The sequence below is a fragment of the Salinactinospora qingdaonensis genome, assembly GCF_039539445.1.
Lineage (GTDB): Bacteria > Actinomycetota > Actinomycetes > Streptosporangiales > Streptosporangiaceae > Salinactinospora > Salinactinospora qingdaonensis.
In genome coordinates this window covers 169,008-185,288 of sequence record NZ_BAABDD010000001.1, presented here as the reverse complement: position 1 = coordinate 185,288, position 16,281 = coordinate 169,008, and the positions used below count along the sequence as shown (strand labels likewise).

Annotated in this window: 16 protein-coding genes and 2 tRNA genes; 17 read left to right on the top strand and 1 reads right to left on the bottom strand. The window is 66.3% G+C overall.

Going from position 1 to position 16,281, the window contains the following annotated elements; all coding sequences use genetic code 11:
* The first annotated feature begins 80 nt into the window (after positions 1 to 80).
* From ABD848_RS00790 to ABD848_RS00755, 8 genes are all read left to right on the top strand, one after another.
* Positions 81 to 389 carry a putative quinol monooxygenase gene (locus ABD848_RS00790; protein WP_344966281.1) on the top strand — a complete coding sequence of 103 codons (309 nt, stop codon included), beginning with the start codon at positions 81 to 83 and terminating at the stop codon, positions 387 to 389.
* Positions 386 to 1,591: a helix-turn-helix domain-containing protein gene (locus ABD848_RS00785; protein ID WP_344966280.1), complete on the top strand. Its 1,206-nt coding sequence runs from the start codon at positions 386 to 388 to the stop codon at positions 1,589 to 1,591. The genes ABD848_RS00790 and ABD848_RS00785 overlap by 4 nt, the downstream gene beginning before the upstream one ends.
* A 152-nt stretch (positions 1,592 to 1,743) precedes the next feature.
* Positions 1,744 to 2,157 carry a plasmid replication, integration and excision activator gene (locus ABD848_RS00780; RefSeq protein ID WP_344966279.1) on the top strand — a complete coding sequence of 138 codons (414 nt, stop codon included), beginning with the start codon at positions 1,744 to 1,746 and terminating at the stop codon, positions 2,155 to 2,157.
* A 101-nt stretch (positions 2,158 to 2,258) separates the two neighbouring features.
* Entirely contained in the window at positions 2,259 to 2,504 is a 246-nt protein-coding gene (locus ABD848_RS00775; protein WP_344966278.1) for a hypothetical protein, read from the top strand.
* Positions 2,504 to 3,991 carry a cell division protein FtsK gene (locus ABD848_RS00770; protein WP_344966277.1) on the top strand — a complete coding sequence of 496 codons (1,488 nt, stop codon included), beginning with the start codon at positions 2,504 to 2,506 and terminating at the stop codon, positions 3,989 to 3,991. Before ABD848_RS00775 ends, ABD848_RS00770 begins: the two co-directional genes overlap by 1 nt.
* Entirely contained in the window at positions 3,991 to 5,718 is a 1,728-nt protein-coding gene (locus ABD848_RS00765; RefSeq protein WP_344966276.1) for a replication initiator, read from the top strand. Before ABD848_RS00770 ends, ABD848_RS00765 begins: the two co-directional genes overlap by 1 nt.
* On the top strand, positions 5,719 to 5,943 hold the full coding sequence (locus ABD848_RS00760) for a helix-turn-helix domain-containing protein (RefSeq protein ID WP_344966275.1): 225 nt from the start codon (positions 5,719 to 5,721) through the stop codon (positions 5,941 to 5,943).
* On the top strand, positions 5,943 to 7,097 hold the full coding sequence (locus ABD848_RS00755) for a tyrosine-type recombinase/integrase (RefSeq protein WP_344966274.1): 1,155 nt from the start codon (positions 5,943 to 5,945) through the stop codon (positions 7,095 to 7,097). Before ABD848_RS00760 ends, ABD848_RS00755 begins: the two co-directional genes overlap by 1 nt.
* A gap of 90 nt (positions 7,098 to 7,187) precedes the next feature.
* On the opposite strand, the gene ABD848_RS00750 is transcribed toward ABD848_RS00755, so the two are convergent.
* Positions 7,188 to 7,258, bottom strand: a tRNA-Gly gene (locus ABD848_RS00750).
* Positions 7,259 to 7,371: 113 nt separating this feature from the next.
* Between ABD848_RS00750 and ABD848_RS00745 the strand changes: the two genes are divergently transcribed.
* The 9 genes from ABD848_RS00745 to ABD848_RS00705 all read left to right on the top strand — a co-directional run bounded on the left by ABD848_RS00745 (position 7,372) and on the right by ABD848_RS00705 (position 16,238).
* Positions 7,372 to 7,446, top strand: a tRNA-Pro gene (locus ABD848_RS00745).
* A 508-nt stretch (positions 7,447 to 7,954) separates the two neighbouring features.
* Positions 7,955 to 9,364, top strand: coding sequence for a trigger factor (gene tig, locus ABD848_RS00740; protein ID WP_344966273.1), 1,410 nt, complete (start codon positions 7,955 to 7,957; stop codon positions 9,362 to 9,364).
* A 279-nt stretch (positions 9,365 to 9,643) separates the two neighbouring features.
* The gene (locus ABD848_RS00735) at positions 9,644 to 10,210 is read left to right on the top strand and encodes an ATP-dependent Clp protease proteolytic subunit (protein ID WP_344966272.1); all 567 of its coding nucleotides are present in this window, start codon (positions 9,644 to 9,646) and stop codon (positions 10,208 to 10,210) included.
* Positions 10,211 to 10,265: 55 nt separating this feature from the next.
* Positions 10,266 to 10,943, top strand: a complete 678-nt coding sequence (locus tag ABD848_RS00730; protein ID WP_344966711.1) for an ATP-dependent Clp protease proteolytic subunit — start codon at positions 10,266 to 10,268, stop codon at positions 10,941 to 10,943.
* Between the two features lie 291 nt (positions 10,944 to 11,234).
* Positions 11,235 to 12,509 (top strand): ATP-dependent Clp protease ATP-binding subunit ClpX, encoded by a 1,275-nt coding sequence (gene clpX / locus ABD848_RS00725; protein ID WP_344966271.1) that lies wholly within the window; start codon positions 11,235 to 11,237, stop codon positions 12,507 to 12,509.
* Positions 12,510 to 12,651: 142 nt separating this feature from the next.
* A complete protein-coding gene (locus ABD848_RS00720) occupies positions 12,652 to 13,992 on the top strand; it encodes a bifunctional folylpolyglutamate synthase/dihydrofolate synthase (protein ID WP_344966270.1) in 1,341 nt (446 codons plus the stop codon).
* Between the two features lie 2 nt (positions 13,993 to 13,994).
* Positions 13,995 to 14,381 (top strand): DUF4233 domain-containing protein, encoded by a 387-nt coding sequence (locus tag ABD848_RS00715; protein ID WP_344966269.1) that lies wholly within the window; start codon positions 13,995 to 13,997, stop codon positions 14,379 to 14,381.
* A gap of 176 nt (positions 14,382 to 14,557) precedes the next feature.
* Positions 14,558 to 14,965, top strand: coding sequence for a nucleoside-diphosphate kinase (gene ndk / locus ABD848_RS00710; RefSeq protein ID WP_344966268.1), 408 nt, complete (start codon positions 14,558 to 14,560; stop codon positions 14,963 to 14,965).
* Positions 14,966 to 15,203: 238 nt separating this feature from the next.
* Positions 15,204 to 16,238, top strand: a complete 1,035-nt coding sequence (locus ABD848_RS00705) for a rod shape-determining protein (protein WP_344966267.1) — start codon at positions 15,204 to 15,206, stop codon at positions 16,236 to 16,238.
* Positions 16,239 to 16,281 lie beyond the last annotated feature (43 nt).

The window sequence follows — 16,281 nt, the reverse complement described above, 5'->3', positions numbered from 1 at the left end:
TCAAGTTCCTGTTACTTGCACTACGTTTGGCGCACTATTAGTACGGTCAGCAAAGTGTCGATGCGAGATGAGGAGTCCTCATGTTCGGACTGGTAGTCAGGTTCACGCTTGCCGATGAGCAGAGCGCGGCGGGCTTTGACGCCCTGGTGGGCGAGACGTTGCCCAAGATCCGCGAGAGTGAGCCGGGCACGCTGATCTATGCCGTGCACCATGTGGAGGGCAAGCCGCTGGAACGCATCTTCTATGAGCTTTACCGCGACCGGGACGCCTTCCAAGCCCATGAGGAACAGCCCCATGTGAAGCGCTTCCTCGAGGAGCGGGGGGCGTTTTTGGCCTCCACCGAGGTGGACTTCCTCGACGTGGCAGACCAGAAGGGCGTCTCGGGGTGACCTCGGAGTATCAGAAGGCGCTGGGGCGCAAGATCGCCCAGTATCGACGGCGCCGGGGGCTGTCGCAGCGCGACTTCGCCGGTCTGATCGAACGTTCCGAAGCCTGGGTGTCCCAGGTGGAACGCGGGGTGCGCAAGGTCGATCGCATGTCGGTGCTGGAAAAGGTCGCCGATGTGCTCGAAGTCCCGATTGCGGACTTGGCCGCTGAGTCGCCGATCGTGGCGGCGGCCAGTGAGGAGACGCCGGGCAGTACCCGACTGCGGCTGGTGCTCAGCGCCGCGCATGCGCTCAACGCGGTGTTGGGCGAACACGCCCCCGCCGACGTCGACACTTTGGCGCGGCGTGCTGATCAGGCGTGGGAGTTGACCCATGAAGGTCGGTATCTGGAGCTGACCGAAGCGCTTGAAGCCCTGGTGCCCGAACTGGAGGCCGCCGCGCGTGCGGTGGACAACGGGCAGCGGGCACCGTTCTTTCGGGTGCTGGCGGTGACCTATCAGGCGTGCTCGGCGGCGTTGACCAAGCTGGGCGAGTTCGAAGCGGCCTGGATCGCGGCCGATCGGGCGATCGTGGCGGCCGAACGCGCCGGGGATGCGTTGCTGATGGCCGCTGGTGAGTTCCGGCTGTGTCTGACGTTTCTGGGTGCGGGCCACCTCGATCAGGTCGAGACGACCGGGCGCACGGCGGGTGAGGCGCTGGCGCCGTTGGTCGATCAGGGCCGAATCGAGGCGATGTCGCTGGTGGGGGCGTTGACGCTGCAACGGGCGGTGGCCGCTGCGCGGGGCAACGATGCCACGGCGGCCTATCGCCACATCGCGGCCGCGCGCTCGATCGCCGACGAGATCGGGGGTGAGCGCAACGACTACAACACCGAGTTCGGTGTGACCAATGTCGGGCTGCATGAGGTGGCGGTGGCCGTCGACCTCGGCGATGCCGGGGTGGCGTTGCGGGCCGCTGAGGCGGTGGATGCCTCCCAACTCTCGGCTGAGCGGCGGGGGCGCTTCCTCATCGACGTGGCGCGTGCCCAGTTACAGCGGCGCAACGCTGAGGCGGCCGTGGCCGCGCTGCTGGAAGCCGAGACCATCACCCCTGAGCAGGTCCGTAGCCATCCCCTGGTGCGCCAAGCCCTGGGGGATCTGTTGACCATCCAAGACCCTCCCGGTGAAGAGTTGCGCGGGCTCGCCCGGCGTGCGGGCGCACTCTAAGTATCAACTAGTACTTCAACTACTAGACAAAATAAAAAGTACGGGTTAGCGTGTGGGGTATTGCCGCTGACCTTCCGTGTTCGGAAGGGGCGATATCCCACACGCTTTCGTATGCCATCCCTGGCATTAGGCCAGGGCAAGGAGGTCCAACCATGGCAATCCAGGGCGCGCTACCCGTCGCCTTCGCCACCGTCTTCCCCCACGGCGCCTACGCGCTGGGTGTGGAGGCGATCACCGATTTCGAGACCAAGCGGCCCCAGACGGATAAGGAGTCGGGCCTGCCGCTGTGGGCGGTCGATGTCATCGACGCTGACCCGAATGCGCGGGGCAAAGCCAAGTCGGTCAAGGTCAAGGTGGCCGCTGAGCATTGCCCGACGTTGCCCGATGAGGTCTCGGGCCTGCCGTTTCGGCCCGTCGAATTCGACGGCATGGCGGTCATGCCCTACGTCGACGAAACCGGGCGTCGTCCCCGGGTGGCCTACTCGCTGCGCGCCAGCGGGGTGAAAACCCCCGGCGCGGGGCGCAAGAACGCTACGGCGGCCTCGGCGGCCAAGGATGCCGCCTGACTCGATCCCTGCGGGGCGGCCGTGAGGTGTTGGCGCACCTGGGCCGCCCCTGACTCTCCCGCTCGTCTGCGAAAACTCGTGGAAGAGGTGTATCTAACCCTATGTCGACCTCGGATCGTTCTTCGACGATCGCCGACATCAGCGCATTGTCGGAACTACTCAGCGAACGCGCACGCCAACCCGTGGGCACGGTCGATCCCGGCGAGGATGCCGCCCTGTTCGACATCAAAGCCGAGGTGATGGAAGCCCTCGCTGATCAGCGGGGCGATGCCGAGTCCCGCGAAGTGGCCGACAACGCCCGCGCCGTGGCCAACGCTAAGCGGGCTCGGATCGGGGGTAAGCGCTGATGCTACGCAACCCCCGTCCCGGTGAGCAGCAACCCCAACCCACCGCCCCGGTTCCCGCCCACGCGGTGCGGTTTGCGACCCCGGTGGTCACCACGCCGGGGATTGTCATCATCGCGGCCTGGCTGGGCCGCCTGCTGGCCACGCTCGCCTTGCTGCCCATCCGGTTCCCGGTCGCCTCCGTGGCCGTGGTGGCCTCGGTGGCCATCTGGTGGGCCTTGGGCTGGCCAGCCGTGGCCGTGGCCGTCTCGGTGGTCGATGTCGCCCTGTTGGTGTGGTGGCGGCGTTGGCCGGACTCGTTTCGCCGCTTCGTCGCGCTTAGGGCGTTGGCGGCGTGGCGCTGGGTGTGGGTGTATCGGCGCCACTGGCAGCCGGTGTTGGTGGTGGCCGGGCTGGCCGAGTCCTACCAGGAACGCCGCTACCTCCCGCGTATTCGCCGTGTCACCTGTACGGCGTGGTCGGATCGGGTGCGCGTCACGCTGGTGGCCGGAACCGCCCCGGCCGATGTGGAACAGCGGGTGGCCGAGCTGGCCCACGGCTTCGGCGCCCCCTCCTGTCGGGTCACCGTGCGCGGGCCGCGCGATGTGGTGTTGGAGTTTCCGCGCCGTGACCTGTTGGCCACACCCCTGGCCGCCCTGGATGTGGCTGAGTCGGCCGGTGAGGTGGATCTGTCGGCGCTGCCGGTAGGCCAACAGGAAGACGGCCAACCCTGGCACCTGCGCTTGCACGGCACCCACGTGCTGACCATCGGGGTGACCGGCTCCGGCAAGGGGGCGGTGATCTGGTCGGCCATCCGCGCCATGCTCCCGGCCCTCACCGACGGCACCGCACAAGTCTGGGCCATCGACCCCAAACGCATGGAACTGTCCTACGGACGGCCGCTGTTCGCGGCCTACGCCGACACCGGCGAAACCGCGTTGGAGCTGCTCGAATCCGCGGTGGCCGTGATGCATGAGCGGGCCGCGCGCTACGCCGGCACCCGGCGGGGCCACACCCCCAGCGTCGATGACCCCTTCATCGTGGTCGTCGTCGACGAGGTCGCCTTCCTGACCGCCTACCACCCCGACCGCGACGTGCGCCGCCGCGCCGAAAACGCCCTGGCCACGCTGACCAGCCAGGGCCGGTCGGTTGGCCTGGCCGTGCTGGCGGCCTTGCAGGACCCGCGTAAGGAGGTGTTGAACCTGCGCAACCTGTTCCCCGACAAGATCGCCCTCCGGTTGGATGAGGCCTCCCAAGTCGACATGGTCTTGGGCGAGGGCGCACGCGACCGCGGCGCCAACGCCCACCTGATCGACCCCGACCTACCCGGGGTGGCCTTCGTCCGCATGGAAGGCACCCCCGCCCCCGTACGGGTGCGTGCGGCCTATGTCTCCGATGGCGACATCGACCACATGACGGCCACCCACACCTCGGCCATCTCGGCCACGCCGGATGGTTCGGCCACCGACTCGGCCACGCCGGGCGGCTCGGCGGATGCGGGGGATGCGTGATGCCGACTCCGACGGGCAAGTCCACGCGGGTTGAGCGGATGGCCCAGCCGTTGGCACGCGAGGTGGCCGAACAGGTCGCCGCCGACAAGGGGGTCTGTATCCGGCCGGTGAGCCTGCGGCGCACCAACCTCGACACCGGCGCCTCGGAAATCGTCGACGTGCCCTGTGGGGCCACGCTGGAATCGCGGTGTCCGGCCTGTGCCAAGCGCAAGCGCTCGATCCGGCGCAGCCAGTGTGAAGAGGGCTGGCACCTCACCGAAGAACCGACCATTACCCCGGATGAGCCCAGCGAGCATCAGCGGGCCTGGGTCGAACAACGCGCACGTGTGACGGCTGAGCGCGACCACTTGGCGGCCTCCGGCGCGGTCGATCCCGACCACCTGGCCGAGCTGGACGGGGCCATCGCCGAGCTGGACAGCCAGATCGCGGCCTCGGGGCTGCGGGGCTCACTCACCCCATCCTCCTCGGCGGGTTCGTCGGGGCGGTCGCGGCGGGTGCGCTCCACCCGGCGGCGCCAGGACGCCCCCGAGTTGCCCAAGCGGCCGATGAACCGGCGCACCCTCGGGCGCACCTTCGAAGACCCCGCCTCGGGCGCGACGTTTCGGCCCTCGCTGTTCGTCACGCTGACCTGTGACTCCTACGGGCGGGTGCGCTCCGATGGCACCCCGGTCGATCCGGGCTCCTATGACTATCGGCGTGCGGCCCGGGATGCGCTGCACTTCTCCAAGCTCATCGACCGGTTCGTGCAGAACCTGCGGCGGGTGGCCGGCTTCGATGTGCAGTACTTCGCCACCGTCGAACCCCAAAAACGCCTGGCGCCGCATCTGCACATGGCCATCCGCGGCACCCTGCCCCGCGCCGAGCTGCGCCAGATCGCCGCGGCCACCTATCACCAGGTGTGGTGGCCCAAGGCTGATGAGGTCATCTACAGCGGGGATCATCTGCCCCTCTTCGATGAGGCCACCGGGCACTATGTCGACCCGGTCACGGGGGAGGTGCTGCCCACCTGGGATGAGGCGCTGGACGCCTTGGATGCCGACCCGCAGGCCGAACCGATGCACGTGTGCCGTTTGGGCCGCCAGGTCGATGCTAAAGGCGTGGTGGCCGGTTCCCCGGATGCTGACCGGTGTGTGCGCTACCTGGCCAAATACCTCACCAAAGACGTCGCCGACTGCCACACCGTCGACACCGAAGCACAGGAACGCCATGTGGATCGGTTGGTTGAGGCGCTGCGCTTCGAACCCTGCTCGCCCACGTGTGCGAACTGGCTGCGCTACGGGATTCAGCCGGCCAACGCCAAAGCCGGCATGCGCCCCGGGTTCTGCCGCTCCAAGGCTCACAAGCGCGAACACCTGGGCTATGCGGGGCGGCGGGTGCTGGTCTCGCGCAAATGGTCCAACAAGACCCTCGCGGATCATCGGGCCGACCGGCTGGCCTGGGTCCTCCGACAGCTCGGCGTCAACCCCACCGAAGAACCCGACGACTCGGACTCGGCCTCGGGGCCGTCCTCGGCGTCCTCCGGGGCCTCGGGCGGTGCTGGGGTGCCGCTGCACCTGTCCGGCAACCGCGAGGTGTGGGAACTCGCCCGCCCCACCGATCCCGACGTCCCTCCGCGCGAACACCGGCTCTTACGCGCCGTGGGCGACACCCTCAACCGGCGCGCCCAACTGGAAGCGGCACGACAGAGCAGAGAGAGCGAACTTTCGGCAACCGGGAAGGCGGCATAGATGGCGGCTACGAGTAGGCGGGCCTCGGGGCGGCTGTTGACCGTCGATGAGGCGGCCGACCGGCTCAACACCTCGGTGCGCTATCCGCGTCGGCTTATCGAGGAACGGCGCATCACCTTCGTCAAGCTGGGGCGGCATGTGCGTATCCCCGAAACCGCGCTGGATGAGTTCATCGCCTCTGGCGTGGTCGAACCGGTCACCCTGCGCATGAGGAGGGCCGCCTGATGCCGGGCAAGAAGAACCGCAGTTTCGGCAACGTCCGCCAACTGGCCTCCGGTCGCTTCCAAGCGCGCTACCGGGGGCCGGACGGGCGGCTGCGCGGTGCGCCGACCACCTTCGACACCAAGAAAGCCGCTGAACGCTGGCTGACGCTCAAGGAAGCCGAGATCGCCCAAGGCGACTGGTTTGACCCGGACGCCGGCAAGGCCCTGTTCAGCGACTACGCTCGGCAGTGGATCGATGATCGGGTGCTCAAGCCGCGAACCGAAGAGCTGTACCTCGGGCTGCTCCGGCGGCACCTGGCACCGACGTTCGGCGAGTACGCGCTCGCGGACATCACTCAAGCCGACGTTCGGCGCTGGCGTAAGGCGCTGCTCACCTCTGGCGTGGGATCAGTCACGGTGGCCAAGGCGTACCGGCTGCTGCGGGCCATCATGAACACGGCTCTGCGGGAGAAGCGCGTTCGCGAGAACCCGTGCCAGATCGAGGGGGCGGGCAAGGAGGACTCGCCCGAACGCGAGGTGGTTTCGGTCGCCAAGGTCGTCGAGCTGGTCACGCTGATGCATGATCGCTACCGGGCGCTGGTGTTGCTGGCCACCTTCGCGGGGCTGCGGTGGGGTGAACTGGTGGGGCTGCGGCGCTGTGATGTCGATCTCGACGCCTGCACGGTGCGCGTTCACCGTCCCACGGGACAGCTCGACAACGGCCGACTGAGCGAGGACGACCCCAAGTCGCGGGCGGGGCGTCGGCTCGTCGCCTTCCCCGTTGAGATCGTGCCCCGGCTGCGGTGGCACATGGACACCTACGCCCAAGCCGGGCCGAACGGCCGGGTGTTCATCGGTCCAAAGGGCGGGCGTCCGCGACGGGGCAACTTCCATCGCATCTGGAAGCGTACGCGCGAGAAGGCGGGGGTGCCCGAGTTGCACCTGCACGACCTGCGCCATACCGGCAACACGATGGCGGCTGCCACGGGGGCGAGTCTGCGGGAACTGATGGCGCGCATGGGCCACTCCAGCACGCGGGCAGCGATGATCTACCAGCACGCCACGCCCGACCGGGATCGGGCCATCGCCGCCGCGCTGGGGCGGTCGCTCGGGTCGGTCTCCGGGCTCGGCGGCGCGCCAACGGCGGAGAAAAAAGACGGACAGTCGGCCGACTGAGTCCTTGTGGCACGTGTGTGGCACGCGCCATGCCACGATCAAGGCCCGGGCCACCTGGATTTTGTCCATGGCCTGGGCCTCGTTCGTGAGAGCGGGCGACGGGAATCGAACCCGCACGACCAGCTTGGAAGGCTGGGGTTCTACCATTGAACTACGCCCGCGTGGCTCCAGAAGACCAGAGTTTCCTCTAGACTCGTGGCGCCGACGGAGACCAGACTACAGTCTCCACAGCGTTGGTCTGTACATATTTGATGTGCGACCGTCGTCATCTGAACGGGGAGTAGCGCAGCTTGGTTAGCGCGCATGCTTTGGGAGCATGAGGCCGCGGGTTCGAATCCCGCCTCCCCGACGCAACGGCTCGTCGGCCGTAGCCGCTCGGTATGGGCAGCGGCCACGGGCCTAAGCCCGCTTGTCCTGGACGTGGTGCGATCGGTTCTCTGGCGGTGCAAAGCCCCGGCTTCGGTCGTGGATTAGCCGCTCCCGACTAGAACGCGCGTGCGATCCGCCGTAGACCCGGTAGAGTAGCCGTGAGGTTGTCTTCATTTGTGTGTCCTCAGCGCCGCAGGGCATGTGGTGCCAGCCTGTGGAGACCTCGCCGTTGGGCGGTCTGTGAAGCAGGAACCACCGGGAACCCGCGAGGTAGTACCGGATAATCAGCGATTTCGCTGGTTAGAATCCCCTTGGCTCCAGCCATGGGGAGGAAGCCAAAGCAAGAATCCGTCAGTCACGCCGGAGATGCCCATATCTCCCATGACGCCCCACAGTCGGCGCGCCGCTGGTCGTCGTCCAGTGTCGCGTTCGTGTTCCCTGTGCCGGGTTGCGCCGGAAAAAGCCGGAGATCCTAGGAGTACCGCCCCGTGAAGACCGATGTCGAGGAGCTCAGCCCGACCCGGGTGAAGCTGACCGTCGAGGTTCCCTTCCAGGAACTCGATCACGCCTTCGACGTGACCTACAAGTCGCTTGCTAAGCAGGTCCGCATCAAGGGCTTCCGCCCGGGTAAGGCGCCGGCTAAGCTGATCGATCGCTATGTGGGCCGTGGCGCGGTCATCTCCGAAGCCGTGAACCACGCGGTTCCCGAGCTCTACAACGAGGCAGTCCAGCAGCAGGATGTGCTCGCTCTCGGCCAGCCCGACGTCGAGATCACCAAGCTCGAAGACGGTGAAGAGCTCGCGTTCACCGCAGAGGTCGACGTCCGTCCCAAGTTCGAGGTGACCGACTACGAGGGCATCGAGGTCACGGTCGACGACGTCGAGGTCACCGACGAGCAGGTCACCGACCAGTTGAACAACCTGCGCGAGCGCTTCTCCGCTCTCACGGGTGTCGACCGTCCGGCGACCAGTGGTGACCACGTCTCCATCGACCTCTCTGCCGCTGTCGACGGCGAGAAGCTCGACGACGTCCAGGCCAGCGGCGTCTCCTACGAGATCGGCACCAACACCATGCTTGAGGGGCTCGACGACACCCTCGAAGGCATGTCGGCCGGAGAGTCGGCGACCTTTGCCACCAAGCTCGTCGGTGGCGAGCACGAAGGTCAAGACGCCGACGTCACCGTCACGCTGCACAGCGTCAAGGTCAAGGAGCTGCCCGAGCTTGACGACGAGTTCGCCCAGCTCGCCAGCGAGTTCGACACCATCGAGGAGCTGCGCTCCGACATCGCTTCGCGCATGGAGCAGTCGCGCCGCTACCAGCAGCTTTCCCAGGCCCGTGACCGCGCGATGGAGAAGCTGGTCGACTCCTACGACATTCCGCTGCCCGACAGCGTCGTCGACGAGGAGATCAACCGTCGCCGGCAAAGCCTGGAACAGCAGCTTTCCCAGAGTGGCCTGACCAAGGAGTCCTACCTGGAGTCCCAGGGCCAAAGCGAGGAGGAGTTCGAGGCCGAGCTGTCCTCGGGCGCCCGCTCCGCAGTCAAGGCCGGCTTCATCCTCGACCAGCTCGCCATCCAGGAGGAGGTCTCGGCGGGCAACGAGGAGCTGACCCAGTACGTCGTGGAGCAGGCCCAGCGCATGGGGGTCTCGCCCGACCAGCTCGCTAACCACCTCGTCGAGTCCAACCAGATCCAGGTGGCCTACACCGAGGTGGTCCGCTCCAAGGCGATGGACCTCGTCATGGAGAAGGCCCACATCACCGACGAGTCAGGCAACGTCATCGAGCAAGACCGGGCTGAGGACACCACTGGGACCGTCGAGGCCGCCGAAGAGACGGCCGAGGACGCGGCAGAGGACACAGCCGAGACCGAAAGCGGCTCGGACGCCGAAACCAAGTAGCGCGCCTCGCACGGCGCGCCCCAGGATCGCTGATAGGCCCCGTGCCCGGCCCGAACCGGCCGGGAGCGGGGCCTACGCGTTCGCCTGTCGCTGAACGCCGGGATGCGTCGCTCTAGACCTGCGCTCAAAGCGAACAGCGGCGTCATCGGTGCGAGCAGGGCTCCTGAGGGCGTTAGTGTCGCAAGCGTCGCAACCGTTTCGATTCCGGAGCAGGTGACGAGAGTGCCGCCGACCTTTGATGAGTCCATGCGAACCGACGCCCGTACGAGTGAGCCACAGATGCCCTCGTTTTACGAGCAGACGTCCCACCGCCTGCTGCGCGAACGCATCGTTTTCCTCGGCCAGCAGGTCGATGACGATATCGCTAACCGCATCGTCGGTGAGCTGTTGCTGCTGTCCGCTGAGGACAGGAGCCGTGACATCACGCTTTACATCAACTCGCCGGGGGGTTCGGTCACGGCGGGTATGGCCATCTACGACGTCATGCAGTACATCCCCAACGACGTTCGTACGGTGGGCATCGGCCTCGCCGCCTCGATGGGCCAGCTCCTACTGTGCGCAGGGGCGGCCGGTAAGCGCTACGCCCTGCCCCACACCCGCATCATGATGCACCAGCCCTCCGGTGGCATCGGGGGCACCGCCTCCGACATCCGCATCCTGGCCGACCAGCTCATGTACGTGAAGCGGATGTTCTTCGACCGCGTGTCGATCCACACAGGCCAGGACACCGACCAGCTTGAGCGCGACGCCGACCGGGACCGCTGGTTTACAGCCCAGGAGGCCAAGGACTACGGCTTCATCGACGAGGTGCTGTCCGACACCCTCGACGTGACGACCACCGCTTGACCCGGCTGGCCAGCAACGAGCCAGCGTGGACAGCCGCAGTGTGGAAGGCCAGAACATGACCGAGTACAACCCCAACAGCCCGATCGCCCTCAGCCCGTACGGTGGCGGAATGGCACCGTCGACTCCGCAGAGCCGCTACATCCTGCCCTCCTACGTCGAGCGCACCACATACGGCGTTAAGGAGATGAACCCCTACAACAAGCTCTTTGAAGAGCGCATTGTCTTTGTCGGGGTGCAGATCGACGACGTCTCCGCCAACGACATCATGGCCCAGCTCATCACGCTGGAGCACCTTGACGGCGACCGCGATATCACGATGTACATCAACTCCCCTGGCGGATCGTTCACAGCGCTGATGGCGATCTACGACACCATGCAGTTCGTCCGCCCTGACATTTCGACGGTGTGCATCGGTCAGGCCGCCTCAGCCGCCGCTGTGCTGCTCGCCGGCGGGGCACCGGGCAAGCGCGCCTGCCTGCCCAACGCGCGAGTGCTGATCCACCAGCCGGCCACCGAGGGCAGCTATGGTCAGGCCAGCGACATCGAAATCCAGGCCAACGAGATCACGCGAATCCGCAGGCAACTGGAGGAGACGCTGGCGCGCCACACCGATAAGACCGCCGAAGAGATCTCGCAAGACATCGAACGTGACAAGATCCTCACCGCTGAGGAAGCCAAGGAGTACGGGATGGTCGACGACGTCCTCCCCTACCGCAAGGGATCTGTCAAGTAGGGTCTTTTTGGGCACGGGACCACGGATATGGAGGTGGGCCGGTCATTCCCGCACAGGCTCGGGCGCGTGTGCTGAAGCCGGTCCTTCTCTTCCCGTAGTCTCGTGGCAACGACGCACAGTTCATCCTGTTAGCCGCCACGCGGAGAGCGCATATTCTGAGAATCGGTGACGGGGCTGTACTGGCCGCGCGCCGGCTCCGAATCGGGGGCTTTGGCCATGGGTGGCCGTGGCTGTCCCCGGCCGCACTTGGTGGCCCGCTGGCGGGTGGCCTACGTTCTAAGGAGTAGCTGGGTGGCACGCATCGGCGACGGCGGAGACCTGCTGAAGTGCTCGTTTTGCGGCAAGAGCCAAAAGCAGGTGAAGAAGCTCATTGCGGGCCCCGGCGTGTACATCTGCGACGAGTGCATCGACCTGTGTAACGAGATCATAGAGGAAGAGCTCGCCGACTCCACTGAGCTGAAATGGGACAGTCTCCCCAAGCCGCGTGAGATCTACGAGTTCCTTGACTCTTATGTCATCGGTCAGGAACAGGCCAAGAAGGCGCTGTCAGTCGCGGTCTACAACCATTACAAGCGCGTCCAGTCCGAAGGCGACCGCCCGCGCGACGAGGACGTCGAGATCGCCAAGTCCAACATCTTGCTGCTCGGCCCCACCGGTTCGGGAAAGACGCTGCTGGCCCAGACGTTGGCGAAGATCCTTAACGTGCCGTTCGCCATCGCCGACGCCACAGCGCTCACGGAAGCCGGCTATGTGGGGGAGGATGTCGAGAACATCCTGTTGAAGCTCATCCAGGCCGCCGACTACGACGTCAAGAAGGCCGAGACGGGCATCATCTACATCGACGAGGTCGACAAGGTCGCTCGCAAGAGCGAGAACCCCTCCATCACGCGGGACGTCTCCGGCGAAGGGGTGCAGCAGGCCCTGCTGAAGATACTGGAGGGCACCACGGCCAGCGTGCCACCTCAGGGGGGGCGTAAGCACCCGCATCAGGAGTTCATCCAGATCGACACCACCAACGTGCTGTTCATCTGCGGCGGCGCGTTCGCCGGGCTGGACAAGATCATCGAGGCGCGCGTGGGCAAGCAGGGCATGGGATTCAACGCCGTGCTGCGCACTAACGACGGTATCGACGCCACCGACCAGTTCGCCGACGTTATGCCTGAGGACATGCTCAAATTCGGGATGATCCCGGAGTTCGTGGGGCGGTTGCCGGTCATGACCAGTGTCCACAACCTCAACCGTGCCGCTCTCATCCGCATCCTCACCGAGCCGCGCAACGCGTTGGTCAAGCAGTACCAGCGGCTGTTCGAGCTCGACAACGTCGAGTTGGAGTTTAGCGACGACGCCCTGGATGCCATAGCGGAACAGGCCATCATCCGCGGCACTGGAGCTCGGGGACTGCGCGCCATCATCGAAGAGGTGCTGCTGTCGGTGATGTATGAGGTCCCCAGCCGTGAGGATGTCGGGCAGGTGATCATCACGCGGGAAGCGGTCCTGGAACACGTCAACCCTACGATCGTGCCCCGAGCCAAGATCGCTACCGAGCGCCAGGAGAAGAGCGCCTGACCTAGACCGGCAGGGAGTTTTTGGGCCCACGAGAAGCCAGTGGGCCCACCATTGGACAGCCATGGGTAGCCAGGGGCGCGTGTGACGGTGCGTCTAGACTCGGAAACGCACCCGCAGCCAACTCTGACCTCGTGAAGAGACCGTGACCTCAAACTTCACCTACCGTGACGCTGAAGCCGCCATCCTCGGCCGCCTCGGCGAATCCTCCATCGACCCCACGCTGGAGCGCATCCGCGCGCTCATGGATCTGCTCGGTGAGCCGCAGCGTAATTTCCGCGTCGTCCACATCACCGGCACCAACGGCAAGACCTCAACGGCGCGCATGATCGACAGTCTGCTGCGGGAGCGGCATCTGCGGGTCGGCCGCTACACCAGCCCGCACCTGACCACCATGCGCGAGCGCATCGTCATCGACGGGGAGCCCATCTCCGAGCGTGCCTTCGCCGAGACCTACGCCGACATCGCCCCCTATCTTGAGATGGTCGACTCCCAAGCCGGGGACGAGCCACTGTCGTTCTTCGAGGTGATGACGGCTATGGCTTATGCGGCCTTCGCCGACGCCCCCGTCGACGTGGCGGTGATCGAGGTCGGCATGGGGGGGTTCTGGGACGCCACGAACGTCGCGGACGCCGATGTGGCCGTCGTCACCCCCATCTCCATCGACCACACCCGCTACCTTCCGCCCAACGTCGAAGGCGTCGCTGAGGAGAAGGCCGGCATCATCAAGCCGGGCTCTGTGGCCGTGATCGCCCAGCAGCGGGTCGCTGCCGCTGAGGTGCTGCTGCGCCGGGCCGCCGAAGTGGGGGCGCGCGTGGCCCGCGAGGGGCTGGAGTTCGGTGTCGCCCACCGCGATATCGCGGTCGGGGGGCAGCAGCTTGCGCTCAAGGGGCTGCGCGGTGGCTACGAAGGCATCTTCCTGCCCTTGTTCGGGGCCCACCAGGCGGGCAACGCCGCGGTCGCGGTCGCTGCCACCGAGGCGTTCGCATCCCCCGTCGAAGGCGACGAGCAACTCGACCCCGAGTTGGTGCGCGGCGGCCTGGCCAACGCCACCTCTCCGGGGCGCATGGAGGTGGTGCGCCGCAGCCCCACGGTCATCGTCGACGCCGCGCACAATCCCACGGCCATGCAGGTCACGGTTGAGACCGTGCGTGAGGCGTTCACGTTCACCCGGCTGGTGGGGGTCGTGGCCATGCTCGCCGACAAGGACGTTCACGGCATGCTCGAACAGCTCGAACCGCTGCTCAGCGAGGTCGTGGTGACCCGCAACTCCTCCACCCGCAGCCTCGACGCCGACGGGATGTACGAGGCCGCCGAGGGCATGTTCGGTGCCGAGCGGGTCCACCTGGCCCCCCGTATGGATGACGCCATCGACCAGGCGGTCACGCTGGCTGAGGACACCGGTGAGTTCGGCGGTTCCGGTGTGCTGATCACCGGTTCGGTCATTACGGCCGGGGACGCCAGTTACCTGCTCAAGGGGGAGTGAGCGTGCGTACGCTCTGCGCCGTGGTGCTGGTCTTTGAGGCCATAGTGATCGGCTTGGCCGTGCCGGTGGCGATCCAGGTCAGTGGTTACTCGCCGGCTCTGGCGGGGGGCCTGTGGGGTGGCCAAGCGGTCGCCGCCTTCGTGTTGTCGTTGCTACAGCGTTTCCGGTGGGCCTACTACGCCGGATGGGCGCTGCAATTCGTCTTCCTGGTCAGTTCCGCACTTATGCCTAGCCTGCTCGCGCTGGCCGTCGTGTTCGCGGCCTTGTGGGTGACCGGGATCATCCTGGCGCACCGTAGCCAGGCGGCGCGGCCGGCTGAGGAAGGGCGGCACGACCACGGCGACAGCGGCGCCGCCGCGGACGGCTCCGGCGGTAGCGCGGAAGCCTAGCACGCCCGCTAGCCGGCGGTGACCGGGCTGGCCTGGGGCGGATTCGCGTGTGGGTTCGGTGCGCACGCGGGCACGGTATGGTTGCGCATGCCCGGACGGTAGGCCGTCCCCGCGAGTGGCCGCACCGAAACCACCGGATTCAACCAACGATTCCCATGCGCGAGGGGAGAACTGTCGTGGAGCGCACCCTGGTTCTGATTAAGCCCGATGGCGTGCGGCGCAGCATCATCGGTGAGGTGATCTCTCGGATCGAGCGCAAGGGCCTGCGTATTGCCGCCATGGATATGCGCACGCTCAGCACCGAGGTCGCCGAGGCCCACTATGAGGAGCACGCCAACCGGCCGTTCTTCGCGTCGCTGGTGGAGTTCATCACCGGTGGCCCGCTCGTGGCCATGGTCGTTGAGGGAGAGCGGGCTATCGAGGCGTTCCGTTCGCTGGCCGGCGCCACCGACCCGGTCTCTGCCGTCCCCGGCACGATCCGCGGCGACTTCGCGCTAGAGGTCCAGGAAAACATCGTGCACGGTTCCGACTCCACCTATTCGGCCGATCGGGAGATCAAGCTCTTCTTCCCCGAACTCGCCTGATATGGCCTGATCTGGCCACCCTATATACGCGGTCCGAAATCGACTGTATGCCAGGTGCTCGGGTGCTCCCGGGCACCTGTCGCGTCTTCTGTGGGCGAGACCAGGACCGGTGTGTTTTCGTAGTTGGCGAGATGCACAGCGTTACGATACGAGTAGCTCGGTCCGCATCCATGGCGTAACGCCTGAGTATCACCCCACCCTGCGAATCACATCCAATCGGTGTCGTTGAGGACGCTTCATGACCAATAATCTCGCTTTTCTCGGTCGCGATATGGCAGTCGACCTCGGAACCGCCAACACGCTCGTCTACGTGCGTGGCCGGGGAATCGTCCTCAATGAGCCGTCCGTCGTCGCGCTGAACACCTCCACCAGCAAAATCGTGTCGGTTGGGATCGAGGCCAAGCAGATGATCGGTCGCACTCCCGGCAACATCACCGCGGTCCGTCCTCTCAAAGACGGCGTCATCGCCGATTTCGACATCACCGAGCGCATGCTGCGCTACTTCATCCAGAAGGTGCACCGGCGCCGCCACTTCGCTAAACCCCGGATCATCATCGCCGTGCCCAGCGGTATCACGTCCGTGGAGCACCGCGCGGTCAGAGAGGCCGGTTACCAGGCGGGGGCTCGTAGGGTCTTCATCATCGAGGAACCCATGGCTGCGGCGCTTGGCGCCGGCCTGCCGGTGCACGAACCCACCGGCAACATGATCGTCGACATCGGCGGCGGTACCACCGAGGTCGCCGTGATCTCCATGGGCGGGGTTGTCACCTCCCAGTCCATCCGTATCGGTGGCGACAAGCTCGACCAAGCTCTCACGATCTTCATCAAAAAGGAGTACTCCCTGATGGTTGGGGAGCGCACCTCCGAGGAGATCAAGCTTTCCATCGGCTCGGCGTGTCCCACCGGCACTGAGGAGTTGCAGGCCGAGGTCCGTGGGCGCGACCTCGTCACCGGGCTGCCGAAGACGATCGTCATGTCGGCCGCCGACGTTCGCTTGGCGATCGAGGAGCCGGTCAACGCGATTATCGACGCGGTCCGTACCACGCTCGACAAGTGCCCGCCAGAGCTGTCCGGCGACATCATGGATCGCGGGATCGCGCTCACCGGTGGCGGTGCACTGTTGCAGGGGATCGACGAGCGGTTGCGCTATGAGACGGGCATGCCCGTTCACGTCGCCGAGAACGCACTGGACTCGGTCGTCGTGGGCTCGGGAACGTGCGCGGAGAACTACGATCGGCTCAACCTGGTCCTCGTTTCGGAGCCGCGGCGATGAGCGCGGCGACAAAACCCACAGGAGGCTCGCGACGAGGGGGCGG